General features: G+C 37.1%; 13 protein-coding genes and 1 pseudogene. 10 read left to right on the forward strand and 4 right to left on the reverse strand.

Annotation, left to right across the window (positions count from 1 at the left end; translation table 11 throughout):
- Positions 1–5 precede the first annotated feature (5 nt).
- From AAKU52_RS09020 to rplT, 7 genes are all read left to right on the forward strand, one after another.
- Positions 6–716: a head GIN domain-containing protein gene (locus tag AAKU52_RS09020; RefSeq protein ID WP_354332505.1), complete on the forward strand. Its 711-nt coding sequence runs from the start codon at positions 6–8 to the stop codon at positions 714–716.
- Positions 717–2,051 (forward strand): MFS transporter, encoded by a 1,335-nt coding sequence (locus AAKU52_RS09025; RefSeq protein ID WP_354332507.1) that lies wholly within the window; start codon positions 717–719, stop codon positions 2,049–2,051. It begins immediately after the preceding gene.
- Complete coding sequence (locus AAKU52_RS09030; protein WP_354332510.1) at positions 2,052–2,783, forward strand: (Fe-S)-binding protein; 732 nt, start codon at positions 2,052–2,054, stop codon at positions 2,781–2,783.
- Between the two features lie 293 nt (positions 2,784–3,076).
- Positions 3,077–5,002 (forward strand): threonine--tRNA ligase, encoded by a 1,926-nt coding sequence (gene thrS, locus AAKU52_RS09035; protein ID WP_354332512.1) that lies wholly within the window; start codon positions 3,077–3,079, stop codon positions 5,000–5,002.
- A 13-nt stretch (positions 5,003–5,015) separates the two neighbouring features.
- Positions 5,016–5,585 carry a translation initiation factor IF-3 gene (gene infC, locus AAKU52_RS09040; protein WP_354332514.1) on the forward strand — a complete coding sequence of 190 codons (570 nt, stop codon included), beginning with the start codon at positions 5,016–5,018 and terminating at the stop codon, positions 5,583–5,585.
- A gap of 27 nt (positions 5,586–5,612) precedes the next feature.
- A complete protein-coding gene (gene rpmI / locus AAKU52_RS09045) occupies positions 5,613–5,813 on the forward strand; it encodes a 50S ribosomal protein L35 (RefSeq protein ID WP_133551816.1) in 201 nt (66 codons plus the stop codon).
- Between the two features lie 75 nt (positions 5,814–5,888).
- On the forward strand, positions 5,889–6,233 hold the full coding sequence (gene rplT / locus AAKU52_RS09050) for a 50S ribosomal protein L20 (protein ID WP_354332517.1): 345 nt from the start codon (positions 5,889–5,891) through the stop codon (positions 6,231–6,233).
- Positions 6,234–6,297: 64 nt separating this feature from the next.
- Here the strand turns inward: rplT and AAKU52_RS09055 are convergent, their stop codons facing one another.
- Positions 6,298–7,074: an XRE family transcriptional regulator gene (locus AAKU52_RS09055; protein WP_354332519.1), complete on the reverse strand. Its 777-nt coding sequence runs from the start codon at positions 7,072–7,074 to the stop codon at positions 6,298–6,300.
- Between the two features lie 135 nt (positions 7,075–7,209).
- On the opposite strand from AAKU52_RS09055, the gene AAKU52_RS09060 reads away from it, so the two are divergent.
- On the forward strand, positions 7,210–7,560 hold the full coding sequence (locus AAKU52_RS09060) for a GIY-YIG nuclease family protein (RefSeq protein WP_354332521.1): 351 nt from the start codon (positions 7,210–7,212) through the stop codon (positions 7,558–7,560).
- Positions 7,561–7,586: 26 nt separating this feature from the next.
- On the opposite strand, the gene AAKU52_RS09065 is transcribed toward AAKU52_RS09060, so the two are convergent.
- Positions 7,587–10,715, reverse strand: a complete 3,129-nt coding sequence (locus AAKU52_RS09065) for a peptidase MA family metallohydrolase (RefSeq protein WP_354332523.1) — start codon at positions 10,713–10,715, stop codon at positions 7,587–7,589.
- Positions 10,716–10,788: 73 nt separating this feature from the next.
- Entirely contained in the window at positions 10,789–13,242 is a 2,454-nt protein-coding gene (locus AAKU52_RS09070) for a penicillin-binding protein 1A (protein ID WP_354332525.1), read from the reverse strand.
- Positions 13,243–13,598: 356 nt separating this feature from the next.
- Between AAKU52_RS09070 and AAKU52_RS09075 the strand changes: the two are divergent.
- Positions 13,599–14,369, forward strand: a pseudogene (locus tag AAKU52_RS09075) (PPK2 family polyphosphate kinase); the annotation flags it as partial.
- A gap of 3 nt (positions 14,370–14,372) precedes the next feature.
- On the opposite strand, the gene AAKU52_RS09080 reads toward AAKU52_RS09075, so the two are convergent.
- The gene (locus AAKU52_RS09080; protein ID WP_354332527.1) at positions 14,373–15,575 is read right to left on the reverse strand and encodes a serine hydrolase; all 1,203 of its coding nucleotides are present in this window, start codon (positions 15,573–15,575) and stop codon (positions 14,373–14,375) included.
- 113 nt (positions 15,576–15,688) lie between these two features.
- On the opposite strand from AAKU52_RS09080, the gene AAKU52_RS09085 reads away from it, so the two are divergent.
- Positions 15,689–17,560 carry a TonB-dependent receptor plug domain-containing protein gene (locus AAKU52_RS09085; protein WP_354332529.1) on the forward strand — a complete coding sequence of 624 codons (1,872 nt, stop codon included), beginning with the start codon at positions 15,689–15,691 and terminating at the stop codon, positions 17,558–17,560.
- The last annotated feature ends 21 nt before the right edge of the window (positions 17,561–17,581 follow it).

Raw genomic sequence — 17,581 nt, forward strand, 5'->3', positions numbered from 1 at the left:
CACCAATGAAAAAATTTTCCTTCCTATTAATTGCTTTCCCTTTAATATTTACTGCTTGTAAAACTAAATGCATTGAAGATTCTGGGGTACGTGTAGAACACGAAAAAGTATTTAAGGCATTTGATAAACTGGAAGTTGCAGGTCCGATAAAAGTAGTAGTAAACCAGGACAGTACTTACAAAATTCGAATAGCAGCAGATTCTAACGTAGTGGATGCTGTAAAAGCTTCGGTAAGTAGTGGTACGCTAAAGTTAAAACTTGATGCTGAAAAATATTGTGGTACAGATTCTATAGTCATTCATGCTGGGGTTAAATATTTAAAATCCATCAGACTGGAATCTGGAAGTGAAGTTTATTCTAGTTCGCTTTTGAACTTTCGTGATGTGGAATTGATTTTAAATGGAACCACCAAAGTTGATATGCAACTTACAGCAGGTATATTAACGACCAATGTAGAGGGCACTGCAAAAATTAAATTAGTAGGCCAGGCTGGTGAGCATAATCTTAAATCGAATGGTGTTTTAACACTTGATGCTTTTGATTTTGTGGTCGCCAAGTATAACTTAAATGCAGAAGGTGTAAATAAATCAAACATCAATGTGCTTAATGTTTTAAAAGTGGAAACTTCTGGTACTAGCGAAATTTATTATAAAGGTAGTCCTAAAGACATCAGTAAGAAAAAAACGGGAAATGCGAAGTTGGAAAAGGTAAACTAGGTGAACGGTAATAAAAACAATAAAAAAGTTATTCGGGCATGGGCATTTTTTGATTGGGCAAATTCTTCTTATAACCTGGTCATTACCTCCACTATTTTCCCGGCTTATTATTCTATCATTACTACTACAATTGCACATGGTGATAAAGTGAGTTTTTTTGGGATAAGTTTCGTCAATACAGCATTAGCAAACTATGCTTTGGCTGCAGCCTACCTTATCATTGCATTGATGTCGCCAGTACTGACTTCTATGGCCGACCATAAGGGGAATAAAAAGGTCTATATGAAGTTTTTTACCTGGCTGGGTGCTGTATCGTGCTGTTGTTTGTTTTTTTTTAAACTGGAGACTTTAGAGCTTGGTGTGATTTGTTTTGCATTGGCAGCAATTGGTTATGCAGGGGGCTTTGTTTTTTATAATTCTTATTTACCTGAAATTGCCAGTCCGGATAAACAGGATGCGGTGAGTGCAAAGGGTTTTAGTTACGGCTATATTGGTAGCGTTATTTTGCAACTGATTTGTTTTGTATTCGTTTTAAAGCCAGAATGGTTTGGTATAACAGACCTTAGTTTTCCGCCACGGCTCTCCTTTTTGTTGGTTGGTTTGTGGTGGATAGGCTTTGCGCAGATTCCATTTAAAGTACTGCCAAAGGGTAGTCCTAATTTTAATGCTGCAGAACAAAGGAAAATTTCAAGTGGATTTATAGAGCTGCAAAAGGTTTGGCGGCAAATAAAAAAAATGACCGTGATGAAAAGCTTCCTTTATGCTTTCTTTTTTTATTCAATGGGGGTGCAAACGGTCATGCTGGTGGCCACAAGTTTTGGCGAAAAGGTATTGCATTTACCTACTTCGAGTTTAATAGCAGTGATCCTGATCATTCAGCTGGTCGCTATTGCCGGTGCTAACCTGATGTCGCGTTTTTCTAGGATTTATGGTAACGTGAATGTCTTAATTGCTGTGGTGCTGTTGTGGGCTTTAATGTGTATTTGTGCCTATTTTGTGACTACAGGTACACAGTTTTATATACTAGCGGCAATTGTTGGTTTGGTGATGGGAGGTATACAATCGCTCTCCAGATCTACTTATTCAAAACTTATCCCTCAAAATACAGCTGATGCAGCCTCATTTTTCAGCTTTTACGATGTAACTGAAAAGCTTGCAATTGTTGCCGGATTGGCTAGCTTTGCGTATATTGAAGAGTTAACGGGTAGTATGCGCAATTCTATCATTGCCTTAACTTCCTTTTTTATATTAGGTTTATTTATGCTGCTTAAGCTCAAAAGAGCTGAATATAATTTAATTGTTTGCCAAACCAACACCCGTGTAAATAATATATAAATGAAAGTAGAATTATTTGTTCCTTGCTTTGTAGATCAACTTTATCCGGAAACGGCTTTTAATACGATAAAGGTGTTAGAAAAGGCAGGATGTGTGGTGAGTTACAATCCGAATCAAACGTGCTGTGGCCAGCCTGCTTACAATGCAGGGTATTGGGAAGAGGCTAAAGAGACTGGAAACAAGTTTCTGAATGATTTTTCTGATCACCATTATATTGTAGCACCTTCTGCTTCCTGTGTGGGTATGGTAAAGAATGGTTTTAATGATTTATTTACCAATACTATAGTCCATAACAAATGTAGAAATATACAGACGAATATTTTTGAGCTTTCTGATTTCCTGGTTAACATTCTGAAGAAAGATTATTTTGGTGCAGAATTGGAAGGGAAGGCTGTTTACCATGATTCTTGCAGTGGTTTGCGGGAATGCAAAATTAAAGAAGAACCCCGTTTATTGTTGTCTAAAGTTCATGGACTTGAAATGGTGGAAATGAAAGACACAGATATGTGCTGCGGTTTTGGTGGGACTTTTGCTGTGAAATTTGATTCGATCTCCTCAGCAATGGCAGAACAAAAGGTAAATAATGCATTGGAACAAGGTGTAGATTATATTATATCGACTGATTTGTCTTGTTTAATGCACCTTCAGGGTTATATTGAAAAAAACGATATCGCATTAAAAACCATGCACCTGGCAGATGTGCTGGCTAATGGCTGGTTAGAAAACAATTAATCATAATTAAATTGATGAAGAAATTTATTTTGGCCGTAATGGGCCTGTTTGTTTTTACGGTTAGCTTAAAGGCACAGAAGATTAAGTCTGGAGCAATCCAGTTTGTGTCGATATTTGACCTGTCGCAATGACTGAAGCTAATGGCATTAAGTTAAATGCTGAAATGATGGCAAGAATCGTGTAGCAAAATATTGCCATAAATTAGGATTTTACCTTAACTTTGCCTTTCCAAAATCACATTGTATGTGATTTTAATTAAAATAAATAATTTACTTAATAAATCATAGTTGTAGATGATTAATATTACACTTCCTGATGGCTCTGTTCGTCAGTATGAAAAGGGCACAACAGCCCACCAAATTGCTTTATCGATTTCTGAGGGTCTTGCGCGGAACGTATTAGCCGCTGAAGTTAATGGTGAGGTTTGGGATTCTTCCAGATCTATTAATGACAATGCTGCAGTTAAATTGTTAACTTGGAATGATACAGCTGGTAAAGCTACTTTCTGGCATTCTTCTGCTCATATTATGGCAGAAGCTCTGGAAGATTTATACCCAGGAACGAAGTTCGGCATTGGACCCGCTATTGAAACCGGATTTTATTATGATGTAGATTTTGGCGACACAGAATTTTCTTCTGATGATTTTAAAGCGGTCGAAACAAAAATGATCGAAATCGCTAAACAAAAACAGGTTTTTGTGAGGGAAGGTATTTCAAAAGCGGAGGCACTAACCTATTTTACAGAAAAAGGCGACGAATATAAGCTGGATCTTATTGATGGTTTAGAAGATGGTAAAATTACTTTCTATACCCAGGGTAGCTTCACAGACCTTTGTCGTGGGCCACATATTCCAAATACTGGTTTTATTAAGGCTGTAAAGTTAATGAATGTTGCCGGTGCCTATTGGCGAGGGGATGAAACTAAGAAACAGCTTACCCGTATTTACGGGGTTACTTTTCCTAAGGCGAGTGAACTAACTGAATACCTTCATTTAATTGAAGAGGCTAAGAAAAGGGATCATCGGAAATTAGGTAAAGAACTTGAATTGTTTGCATTCTCAGAAAAAGTTGGTGCAGGTTTACCTTTATGGTTACCTAAGGGTGCTGCTTTGCGCGAACGTTTAGTTCAGTTTTTAACAAAAGCACAAAGTAAAGCGGGCTATGAGCAGGTCATTACCCCGCACATCGGACATAAAAATTTGTATATTACTTCTGGTCATTATGAGAAATATGGTAAGGATGCTTTTCAACCGATAAAGACACCACAGGAAGGTGAGGAGTTTTTCTTAAAACCAATGAACTGCCCACACCACTGTGAGATTTATAAAGTTAAGCCCCGTTCTTATAAAGATCTTCCTTTACGTTTTGCTGAATTTGGTACCGTTTACCGTTATGAGCAAAGTGGTGAGTTACATGGACTAACCCGTGTTCGTGGGTTTACTCAGGATGATGCCCATTTGTTTTGTCGCCCTGATCAAGTTAAAGAGGAATTTAAGAAAGTGATCGATTTGGTTTTATATGTGTTTAAGTCTTTGGGATTTGAACATTATACTGCTCAGGTGTCATTAAGAGATCCAAATAACAAAAGTAAGTACATTGGGACAGATGAGAATTGGGAACTTGCAGAAGCTGCGATTATAGAGGCAGCAGATGAAAAAGGCTTGACGACTGTTGTAGAATATGGTGAGGCTGCATTTTACGGGCCGAAGTTAGATTTCATGGTGAAAGATGCTTTAGGAAGGAAATGGCAATTGGGTACGATACAGGTGGATTACAATTTACCTGAGCGTTTTGAATTGGAGTATACAGGCAGTGATAACTTGAAACACCGACCGGTAATGATACACCGTGCACCATTTGGTTCGTTGGAAAGGTTTATTGCAGTATTGATTGAACATTGCGCTGGTAACTTCCCATTATGGTTGTCGCCGGAACAATTTATCATACTTCCGATATCAGAAAAATATGAAGAATATGCAAAAAAAGTTTCAGATGAACTAAATAATTCCGATATTCGCGGTTTGATTGACTTCCGCGATGAAAAAATCGGAAGGAAAATCAGGGACTCAGAAGTTAAAAAAATCCCTTATATGCTTATTATCGGAGAGAAGGAAATGGCAGAAGGAAAAGTTTCGGTAAGGAAACATGGAGATGGAGATTTAGGGGAGATGACTATTCAGGAGTTTAGTGAATTATTAATTAAAGAAATTACAATTTAAATAAGATATAAATTTGGCATTAGGCAGACCAGGATTTAATAGGGGACCACGTCCTCCTTTTAAGAAAAAAGAAGCAGAGCATAACATTAACCAGTACATCAAAGCTCAGGAAGTGAGATTAGCTGGAGATAATGTTGAACCGGGGATTTATCCTTTGGCAAAAGCTTTGGCCCTTGCCGACGAGTTGGAATTAGATTTGGTAGAGATATCTCCAAATGCTGTTCCACCAGTTTGTAGGATAATTGATTACAGTAAGTTTGTTTACGAGCAAAAGAAAAAGCAGAAAGAAATTAAAGCTAATGCGAAACAAACTGTTATTAAAGAGATTCGTTTTGGACCGAATACCAACGATCATGATTTTCAATTTAAACTAAAACACGCAGTTAGTTTTCTTGAAAGTGGGGAGAAGGTACGGGCTTACGTTCACTTTAAAGGAAGGGCAATTGTATATAAAGAACAAGGCGAGATCTTGTTACTGAAATTTGCACAAGCCTTGGAAGACATAGGTAAAGTAGAATTGTTACCTAAGTTAGAAGGCAAGCGGATGTTTTTGACCCTTGCGCCAAAACTACAAAAGAAATAAAGTAAATTACATAAATAAACACAGGTTATGCCAAAAATGAAAACCAATTCCAGTGCTAAAAAGCGTTTTTCGCTTACTGGAACCGGTAAAATCGCAAGGAAGAACGCATACAAAAGTCACATCTTAACAAAGATGTCTACAAAACGTAAGCGTAATTTAGGTCACACGAGTATGGTGTCTGCAGCTGATACAGGCAACGTTAAGCGTATGCTTTGCATCGGTAAATAATTTAATTTTTAACCAGGTACCCGGTAGTAAGTTTGCTGAAATACGCAACACCGTTTATCAAAAAACAACAACACTATGCCACGTTCGGTAAACGCAGTAGCTTCGAGAAGAAGACGGAAGAAAGTCCTAAATATGGCCAAAGGCTATTGGGGATCAAGAAGTAAGGTTTTCACCGTTGCTAAAAATACGGTAGAAAAAGGTTTGCAATATGCTTACCGTGACCGTAAAGTTAAGAAAAGAGAATTTCGTGGGTTATGGATTCAACGTATCAACGCTGGAGCTCGTCAACACGGTATTTCTTACTCTCAACTAATTGGTAAATTAGCTACTAAAAACATCGGTTTAAACCGTAAAGTACTAGCTGATTTAGCGATGAATCATCCAGAAGCTTTTAAAACTGTAATTGATACAGTTAAATAGATAGTACTTCAAGATTATAAAAAAAGGGAACTGTTAAGGTTCCCTTTTTTTATGTCTTATATTTTTAGTTCCTGTTGAGTTGAGATAATGATTTCTGCATCTGAGACATCATATTGGTTAAGGTTTCGATGGTAGGGTCCGGAGTAGGGTCAGGAAGGCTGGAACTGAAATAAGCCTTAGCTTTCCAGATCTCCAGTATGTCTTCAGCGGCAATGTGATAAGGATCATATACTCTGTTGTCTGAAATGAGTTTAAGTTCCTTGTTCTCTTTAAAACGGTTGCCCGCACGTTTATAAACGACACCTTCATTTTTGCTGACCACAATATAGGTTTCTCCGGTTTTTACATCGTTCCAGTTGTCGAGGTATTCTCCGACAATAATACTTCCAGGTTGAATAGGTAACATGGAATCTCCCATGATTTCAAAAGCCCTGAATGTTCCTTGTTTTAAGCCAGGTAGGGGCAAATGAAATTTCGGCAACTCCCTGATGTATTCGGGGTCAGAAAAACCGTTCAAATAGCCAGCACTTGCTTTAACCGGCACCAGTTCGATATTCTCATTATCTTCTTTATCTACAGAAATGCTTAAGATTCTGAGATTCGATCCCTGGCTTTTAAGTTTTGGCTTCCACTTATCATTGATTTGTTCATTGATAAATTCATCTATGCTGAATTCATAGAATTCTGCTATTTTCTTTAGTAAATCATATTTTGGTTCGGCGCGATCCTCTTCGTAAGCACCAACCAAAGATCTTTTAATGCCAATAGCATCAGCGAATTGCTGTTGGGTAAGGCTTTTTTTCTTCCTCAGGTATTTAAGGTTAGCTGAAATATTTGACATAAAATAAATTATATAATAATTTTGTTTTTTACTAATATAGTTAGTATTATTGTACCAATAAAGTTAGCAATATTTATTCGTTGTACAAATATATATACTAATTAATTTAGTTTAAAACAATTTAAGATAAAAGCTATGAAAAAATTTGTGTACATCTTAACTGATAGGAACCGAACCAGTTTACATGTGGGTATGAGTGCTGATCTGATGAAGACATTAGATTTCTATAAACAGATGCCAAGCTTGTTTTTTGATAGTGGACAGCAGTTGACGAGACTGGTTTATTTTGAAGAGTTCAAATTAGAAAGTCAGGCACTTAACCGGTTTAAATTAATTAGCCGTTTTACCAGAATGCAAAAAGAACGCCTGGTGCGTTCTTGCAATGCGGACTGGGTAGATTTAACGATTGGTTTAGACTTTGAGCACCTCATTAGGGGCAAGGTGATTAATAATCAGATTGCACTTACGCTAAACAGGATGTCCTGAGGCGCTGCTTTAAGCCAGGTCATTTATTACCAGCCTGGAGCAAAAGTTAAGCCGAATACGCCTGCTTTAACATCTTTTCGTTGAAAGGGGAAAGCATAATAAGGTTCCAACACGAAGTAACCAAAGATGTTTACCCGGAGGGAGATACCGGCACTTAAAGCAGGCACTCTTTCAGCAGGTGTTCCGTCAGGTAATAAAATACCATTCGGCTGACTTTTAAAGGATACTTTTGAATCTTCATTCCAAGCCAGGCCTGCATCAAAGAACAGGTTTAAATCAGAGAATAAAAATTTAGAAGGTATCTGTGCAAGTTTTTTAGGTCCTGTAAAGGGTAGTCTAATTTCAAAGTTAAAGACAGCAATTTTACTTCCGGAAAGTTGGTTAATGTCAAAATTACCGCCAATATTCCTATTGTTGTATAAGGAGTTAGCTTCATAGCCTCTAATGAAGTAGGGATAGCCAACAAATAAAGGATAAAGGTTTTCTCCCTCTTTTCCAATACGCATATATGTTAAAGCTCTGGCAGCAATTGTAAATGGTTTAATACGAATGTATTTCCTGCCATCTAAATTTATGGAACTGAATTTATAATCGCCAAAGTTTTGACCTGCGCCAATTCTATACCGAAAGCCATCTAAGGGGGAAGTTAAACCCATGATGGTATTGTCGCCAACAAATTCAGCTTTCAAATTAAAGATAGAAAAGGAATTAAAGGGTACTCCAAATTCTTCTGCAGCTTGGTCTTTGGAAACTTTCTTTTTATCAGAGCCTAAATAATAACCCTTAAATCCATCTATATTTTCATAGTAATTACTAATTCTGTCGATACGGTAACTGTATCTTGAAAAGGAAGTTCCTGCTTCAAAACGGTGTACTTTATTGAAAGGATAAGCTGCAAATAATTGCACCTGATTTTCAAAGGTTCTGATCAGGTTAGTTCTGTCTGTGATGACCTCTATTGGATCTGCCCCTTCCTGAGGAAGAGTTTCAGTTACAATTTGCCTAAAACCGGTAATATAAGGAATATGCGAAATTGCAGCTCCCCAATTAATTCGCTTTTGCTGGTTGATGTAGCCAACCATACCCCCAAAGTCGTATATCTCACCGTTGATGGCTAAATTGGCGATAATTTGGTTTCTGCCAAGAATATCACTGAACATGCCAACAACACCACCCATCACTCCAGTCCCGAAACTACTGGTAGAAACTCCTACACCACTATTTGCGAGGTAGTCTAATTTAAATTTTGGCCGGTAAGCTATTTCATGTAAGGAATCAACAGGTGTTGTATTGAAGCGCTGGAAGTTGGCTAAATTTGGGTTTACAATATTGACACCTGCATTTTCCATCGGTGGTAATATGGCTGGGCCAAAATTTACGGCTTGCGCATCAACGGGGATGGACGTGAAATTCTGGCGGTCAGCATTGTATAAAGTATAACGTTGAGACCTGTAATAGCTGTAAACGATTTCATCATTCCGTGATACAGAAATTGCTGGGGAGTACTCTGTGATACCGCTTATTCCAGTAAAATACGCTGTAAGTTGGTTTACTGTACTTTCGGAAAGGCTATATTCATATAAATTCCTGAAGCCATCTCTATTCGATAAGAAAAATATTCTTTGGCTATCGCCGGAAAACTGTGCGTTTAAATTGTTGGCACCAGGAAAAACAGGCAGGTTAATTAAGGCTTTGCTTTCAAAATTGTAAATGGTCAGATTTATAGGATGAACAGCCTGCTCATTTGTAGCATTTACTGAAGCCCGATCAGATGAAAAGATCAGCTTTTTGCCATCAGGAGAGTAGTTTGGAGCATAATCAGAAAAAACATCATTGGTAATGGCAGTGATTTGTTTTGTCTGCAGGTTATAAGAGAAAATGTCGCTTTGACCCTCTATCATGCCAGAAAAAGCGATGTCATTTCCGTTTGGCGACCAGGTAAGGTTACCGAATTGTTCTACCTTATCCATCCCTGTTTTCAAAAGGGTTTTACCATTTTCAATGTCAATAATCATCAATTGATTTCTACCCTTGCTGAAAATGCTGAAGGCGAATTTCTTACTGTCAGGAGACCATGCACCAGCAGATTCAAGAAAGTTAAAATCATCAATATGAGAATTTGAAATTTGACTGCTTAATTTTTTAATGATTTTACCTGTTTTCGCATCTGCCAGGAATAGATCAATCCCAAACAAATCTTTTTCTGACATGAATGCCAGGTATTTTCCATCAGGACTTAACGCCGGTGCAACATTCATATTTCCAGCATTTTTATTGTCAATGATTTTGGTGCCTGTTATTCTTATCTGTGAACTATCATTCTTTAACATTGGCCGGTAATGGGATTCAATTGCATTTTTCCAAAGACCAGATAAAGCTTTGTCATCATAACCCAAGGTATATTTTAAACCATTTTCATAGCCATATTTTGCGGTATTCTTAAGTAAAGGAACTATTGTGGAGTCACCATAAACCGAACCAATAAAAGTCCAGAAAGCCTGGCCATAACGGTAGGGGAAATATTTATTTGAATTGGTCAGGTCTTTTAACGATGGAATGTCCCGGTTCAATAAAGCGTCGCGCATCCACATAGAAGTAAAGGCATCTTTTTTACCTATGGATAAGTATTCAGCCATACCTTCAATCATCCATAAAGGCACTTGACTTACATTCTCAAGATTGATGGAATCTGTTTCCAGTAGGGAATGGTATTGAAAAGCATGCACTAACTCATGACCTAAAACATGTCGTGTTTGACTGTTTAATTCCATAACAGGCATAATAACTCTATTTTTTAAGGCCTCTGTTACACCTCCGGTACCTATTCCAATATCGCCCTGCAAAGCAGTTGTTTGTTGAAAATCAGGATGATTATTATATAAAATAATTGGGTTCTTTTTTTGGAAGGTATCTCTGAAAATCTTCTGGTGCATTTTATACCAGGTTTCTGCATCCTGAGCAAACTTTTGAACCAGTTTCTCATTTTTTAAATAATAGTAAATTTCAAAATGAGGGGTTTGCAGTACTTTGAATTTCACATTCTTATACCTCACTTTATTCTGACCAAAATACTGCGCTTTAACCATAATGGTTGAAGACAATACAAATAATAAGCATAAAACTAACCGCATAAAAATTGTAGAATTTAGTTTCATTGGTTTTATGTTTTTAACGGTGATGAAGCTATGGTCAGTATTATTGTAAGCTTAATTTTAAGAATAATTACAGTTAAATTGTTTCCTCCCCAGAATTTTTTTCTTTTTCTAACTTGCGTTGTTCTCGTTTCAATTCCCTTTCTTCTTTTCTGGTTAAAGGAACCATTGTTGCAGGCTTTGCAGGTTTAGGTTCAGTTTGTTTTTTTTCTTCTGCACTTTGGACTTCAGTTGGCTGTCCCAGAAGCTGTATATCATCCTGAATAGTTTCGCCCATATCTAAAGAATCTACTTGCATGGTATCGGTTGCAACAGTATCAGGCACATATCGAGGTGTAGGACAATTGTATTTGATGTTAATTTTTACTGTAGCTTTAGGAAAAGGACCATAAGTATAACCCGATGTAGGATCCTGGTAAACCTTCTCCATAAATTTAGCGAAAATAGGTAGTGCAGTTCTCGATGCTTCCCCAGTTTCCCCGGTTTTGAAATGTGCCGTACGTTCGTCACAACCCACCCAAACTCCGGTAACTAAATCTTTGGTAATCCCCATATACCAGGCATCCACATAATCTGATGAAGTGCCTGTTTTACCACCTATCTGGTTGTTCTTTTTCCAAAGATCCCATTCCCACAATGCCTGAGAAGTTCCACCAGGTTCTTCCATACCACCTCTAAGCATGTAAAGCATTAACCAACTGATTTCTTCTGTTAAAACCCTCTTTTTTTTCGCATTAAATTCTTCAATTACTTTTCCGTCAAGATCTGTAATTTTTTCAACTAAAATAGGGTCTATTTTGATCCCATTATTCAGGAAAGTGCCGTAAGCTCTAACCATTTCAAAAACGGAAACATCGTTTGGGCCGAGACTAACAGAGGGAACAGATTGTAACTTACTTTCAATTCCACACTCATGAGCCCATTTAACAACATTGTCCCAACCCACTTTTTCTGTAACCTGTGCGGTAATGGTATTCACAGACCTGGCCATTGCCAGTCGCAGCGACATTTCCTGGTAAGTATTGGAATAACTCGCATTTTTAGGCTCCCAATATTCCGTTTTACCTTTTTCTTCGTAAGCTATTTTTACAGGTTTATCTGTAAAAGTATCACAAGGACTCATTCCACTTTCCAAAGCAGCAAGATAGGCAAAGGGCTTAAAAGTTGACCCTGCTTGTCTTTTAGATTGATTAACATGGTCATATTTGAAAAACTTATGATCAATTCCGCCCACCCAAACCTTGATTTTCCCTTCAAACGGATCAAGGCTCATCATCCCAGTATTTAAAATTTTACCATAATAGGCAATGGAGTCTAATGTGGAAAAAACCGTATCGCGGTCTCCACTCCAGGTAAAGACTCTCATTTTCTTTTTCTTATTAAAATAAGCAGCAACAGAATCTGGTTCGTTCTTGAATTTCTTGACCAGCATTGTGTAGATAGGAAGGTTTTTCATTGCGCGGTCCGGGTAATCTACTTTGTTTTTTTCAGAGTCGTACCATGGATCTTCCTTACCCCAAACATTATAAAAGCGTTTTTGGAGCGTCTTCATTTGCGCATTAACGGCTTCTTCGGCATGTTTTTGTAATTTGGAATCAATGGTGGTGTAGATTTTTAAACCATCTTCATAAAGATCGTAGCCATTATCTGTGCACCATTTTTCCAGGTATTTAGCTACTGCAGACCTTAAGTAAGATTCGCCTGAACTACTATCGTCCACATGCCCTTCTTTCAGTTTGATTGGCGTGTTTTTATAAGTCTCCAATGCTGCAGCTGTAATGTAATTGTATTTATTCATTTGTGAAAGCGCTATATTTCGGCGTTCTAGAGCTCTTTGGGGATTTCTTAAGGGGTTATAAGTTGTGGTACCTTTCAACATACCTACCAGTAGTGCGGATTCAGGGATATCCAATTCCATCGCTTGCTTGTCAAAATAAACCCTTGCGGCAGTTTTAATGCCGTAAGCATTATTACCAAAAGATACCGTGTTGAGGTACATGGTAATGATGTCTTTTTTAGAATAATTGGATTCTAATTTAACTGCTGTCATCCATTCCTTTAATTTTGAAACGAGCGTTCGAACGACGGGTACATGTTTAAATACTCCCTGAGCTTTATTATACCTCGTACGATATAAGTTTTTCGCCAATTGTTGGGTAATCGTACTTCCACCACGTTTTTCTCCGCTTGCAGTAGCTATTCCACTGGATATTAATGACCTGAAGTCAATACCCATGTGCTGGTAAAAACGCGCATCTTCTGTAGCTATCAATGCATTGATAACACTCGGGGAGATCTCAGTAAAATTTACTGGTGTTCTGTTTTCTTTAAAATAACGGCCTATTAATTTTCCGTCGGCGGTGTAGAGCTCAGAACCAACTCTTTGAGCAGGTGCTTTAATGTCTTCATAGGAAGGAGAATAACCAAACAGCCACAAGAAATTTAATTGCAGTGCACAAAAGAAAATTAATATAGAAAAAATAAATATAGAAAGGTAGCGAATGTATTTATTACGAATTTCTTTAAACATGGATAAATATCAAAAAATTATAAAACAGTTTTAGTTAAAAAGTGTTAAAACTTATATTGCAAATTAACGTAAATATTTTGCGAAATTATTAGCGCTTATTTAAATAAGCAAGCTAAATAAGCTTCATTAGTAAAGTAGGATTCATAAAATACCATTTCATCAATCCATCATAAGCCTACGGCTAACAAAAACAAAGATTAGGAGCTTATGATAGTTTCACCTCCGTTAAAAATATAAATATACTGATGAAAAAAGAGATTGAGCAATACTTTGCTGAACCAGGAAAAAACCATTCACTTAAACACTATGCCACTAATTATTCTGGTCAGCAAGACAAATAACAGGGTGAAAAGGAATTAGCAGAAGTAAAGGGCCGCTTAAGTGTGTTTCAGGAAAAGTTATACGCTGCCAACACTCATTCCTTATTAATTATTTTCCAAGCCATGGATACTGCTGGAAAAGATGGTGCGATTGAACATGTGATGTCGGGCTTAAACCCACAGGGGTGTGAGGTTCATAACTTTAAAACCCCAAATGCAGCAGAATATGCCCATGATTTCTTATGGAGACACAACCTTGCTTTACCTGCAAAAGGTAAAATAGGGATCCACAACAGGTCGCATTATGAAAATGTACTCGTATGTAAAGTTCATCCGGAATATATTTTATCGGAACAGTTACCTGGATATACAACTGTTAAAAATATCGATAAGGAATTCTGGAAAAACCGCTATGAAAGTATCCGTAATTTTGAGTCGCACTTAAGCAATAATGGTACCGTAATCATTAAATTTTTCTTACATCTTTCCAAAGACGAGCAAAAGAAAAGACTTCTCAAGAGGATCATTGATCCTAAAAAGAACTGGAAGTTTTCTGAAGGAGACCTAGCTGAGAGAAAACTTTGGGATGATTATATGAAAGCATACGAGCAGGCCATTCAGGAGACCTCTACAAAAGAAGCCCCCTGGTTTATTATTCCTGCAGATGATAAATGGCAAGCCAGGTTAGCCATAAGTAAAATTATGGAGCATACTATGGCAAGTTTATACCTCCAGTTTCCAGCATTAGCAAAGGAACAGTTAGCTCAATTGGAAAGCATTAAAAAGAAGTTGCTAATGGATAATTGATTTTTACCTGTCATTTAGTTCCGCTGCATAAATCATCCTTGCGAGGTTTTTCATGAATGGATAGCAAATACTTTCATATTCATATTTATTGTCATTGTAAATTTCATTTTCATTCGATTGTACGACTGCAGTTAAAAAAAACTCTACCTGGTTCTTTGAATCTTTAAAATAGGCATTGTCTATTATAAAGCCATAAGAATCTCCGTATTTATTGAAAATTTTCAGGTCAGGATTGATGACAGCATTTTTTTCCCTTCCATAATAAAGCATTTTGGAATAAGTAGGCCAAAACTCCTTTGGGTCGTATGCAGGGTAATCACTTTCTGTAGGTAACCTACTCATGTATTTGTAAATAAGCTTATAATCTGCATCACTAAGGTTATAACGTTGAGCTGCAGGGAAAGCTTCTGGAGTAATTAACTTCTTCATCAAAGCTTGTTGATCGCTAATAGAAAACGCGTTTTTATTTTCCAGATTAAAGGGCTTGTTGACCAGGCGTTCGTTGCTGTCAATATAAGCTTTACCGATTATTGTATTGCTAAGTGTTAAAGGATATTCTTTAGTGTCATATTGTGCTTGTTGCACATATACCTGTTTCTTGCCATTATAAAATTTGATGGGGTTGGTGTATTTTGAGGCTTCTCCAGCATCACCAATCGCAAGGCGGTTTAGAATCCGGCTGTTATGCAAACCATATTTTTTTAATTTTTCATTGATTTCCGCCCTGCCAATAAATTCATATAACCTGTTAAAGGCATCATTGTCACTGGTTAACAGGATCTTTTTAATGTAGTGTTCTATGGAAGGTAAACCATTTTTAGCAGTAGCGTCTATGCTGACCTTCGTTTGTCCACTTTCACTGCTATCTGTCAGCATGGTGCTTTTAGCACTTAAACCTTTGATCTTTAGTTCCTGTATTTTTTCGAGGGCAAAGATCACTGCGGCAAGTTTCACTGTACTGGCGGGGTAAAAATAACGCTGGTCATTTAAATTGTAACTGTAAGATTTAAAAGTTGGCTGCATGTTTTTATCGCGGATTACCTGCGTATATAGCACTTGTACCTCGTGTTTTTGCGGGTGATTGAGGATAGTTGAAAATAGTTCCGGTTTAGAGCGCATTAACTTTTCAAGCAAGAGGGTATCAGTTTTTTGTGCCATAGTTTGCAGGCTGAACATACAAAGTAGGATGGATGCTGTTTTGATCATAGGGAGAATTGAAACGCTAAATATAGTCAAAGATAATATTTGTGCAGTATTACAAATATGATAGATTTGCAATCTTTAAATTCCAGCTTTAAGCGTTATTACTTTTACTCCATATGAATTTTAAAAACTACTTCATTATTAATTTTTTATTGGCTTTATTGTCATTTTCTTTTGTCAACGAAGTCATAGCACAAGAGGAGGTTAAGCTAGAGGAAATTGTTATATCCACCACCAAGAACGATCAGAAACAGCACCAGACGGGAAAAGTATTTACCATAATTGGTCCTGAAATTTTAGAGCGCAGTCATGGGAAAAACCTGACCGACCTGCTGAATGAGCAGGCGGGTATAGTAGTGAGTGGTGCAACAGGAAACCTAGGCTTAAATAAAAGTGTTTTTATCAGAGGTGCATCAGGCGCTTATGCCGTAGTATTAATAGATGGCGTTTTGGTGAGCAGTCCTGTAGGAAATGGTTCTGCCTTTGACCTGAGGATGTTTTCTATTGATCAGATTGATCATATAGAGATATTAAAGGGCGGACAATCAACAATCTATGGTTCTGATGCTGTAGCCGGTGTGATCAATATCATTACAAAAAAAGGTGTAAAAGGTGGCAATAGTGTTTATGGAACGGCTAGCTATGGAAGCTACCAGACTTATAAAGGCACGATAGGCATCAGTAGCCATGTCGATAAATTCTCTTATAATATTGCTTATACACAAGCCAAAACCGATGGTATCTCTGAAGCTGCCTTGCCAGAAAATAACCCTGGCCCATTTGAAAAAGATGGACATAAAACTGGTGCAGTAAATGCAAACTTCTCCTTACAAGCCCATGAAAAACTGAGTATCAATCCATTTTTGCGTTATTTCTATGGCCACTATTATTTTGATGCCAATGCATTTGAAGATCATTTGGAAAACAATTATAAATTGAAGTATTTCAATGGCGGGTTCAATACTAAATATGATTTTGGATCTGGTAAAATAACGCTAAATTATAGTTATGAAAATGCGCTGACAGATTCAAGGAGCCAATTTGGCAACAGCATTTCTGAAGGAAAAACGCATTTGATCGACTTATTTTATAACCAGAATATTGGTAGGAAATTAAATGTCTTGGCTGGGGTAGATAACCGGTCCAGCATTTTCAGGTTAAATTCAGCTATACCACCTCAAACTAACTTATTTAGTACTTATGGCTCTTTATTTCTACATGATGTGAGTGCCTTTAATTTAGAAATTGGTGGTCGTTATAATAAGCACAAGGCATATGGAGAAAACTACACCTATAACCTTACGCCATCTATTGCTATTAGCAAACAAATAAAAGTTTATGGTACTATTTCTACTGCATTTAAAGCGCCAACACTAGAGAATTTATTCGGTGAATATGGTGCGAATTTAGGTCTGCAACCAGAAAAATCTAAAAACTATGAGGCTGGGGTCGACTTTAAGTTTGCCGCGGACAAATACAATTTACGAATTGCAACCTATAAACGTGACCTGACCAATGCTATCGTTTATGGAAATACAAGTTATATTAATCTGGCCAATCAAAACGTAAAAGGATTTGAAGTGGAACCTGCATTAAAATTAGGGATTTTCCATGCCAGGGGTTATTATGCTTATGTAGAAGGTACCGAGTTCAATTACATTACAAATGAGGTTTCTAATTTCCTCGTCAGGAAGGCAAAACATGTATTTGGTGTTAATGCAGGTGTGCAGCTTACAAAGGATTTTTATATGAGTTCAAATTTTAAATATACCGGTAAGCGTAAGGATGGTGATTTCAGTACTTATGCTTTTATAGATTTGCCCGCATATAAAATATTGGATTTTTATGCAGAATACGCGCTTTTAAATAAACGTGTTAAAGTATTTGCTGATTTAAAAAACATATTAGCTGAAAAGTACACGGAGTTTTATGGTTATAGCAGCATGGGCTTCAATATGAATGCTGGTATAAGTTTTAATATTCGCTAAGAATTGATAATTTTACATTTC

Source organism: Pedobacter sp. CG_S7 (genome assembly GCF_040544395.1).
GTDB lineage: Bacteria > Bacteroidota > Bacteroidia > Sphingobacteriales > Sphingobacteriaceae > Pedobacter.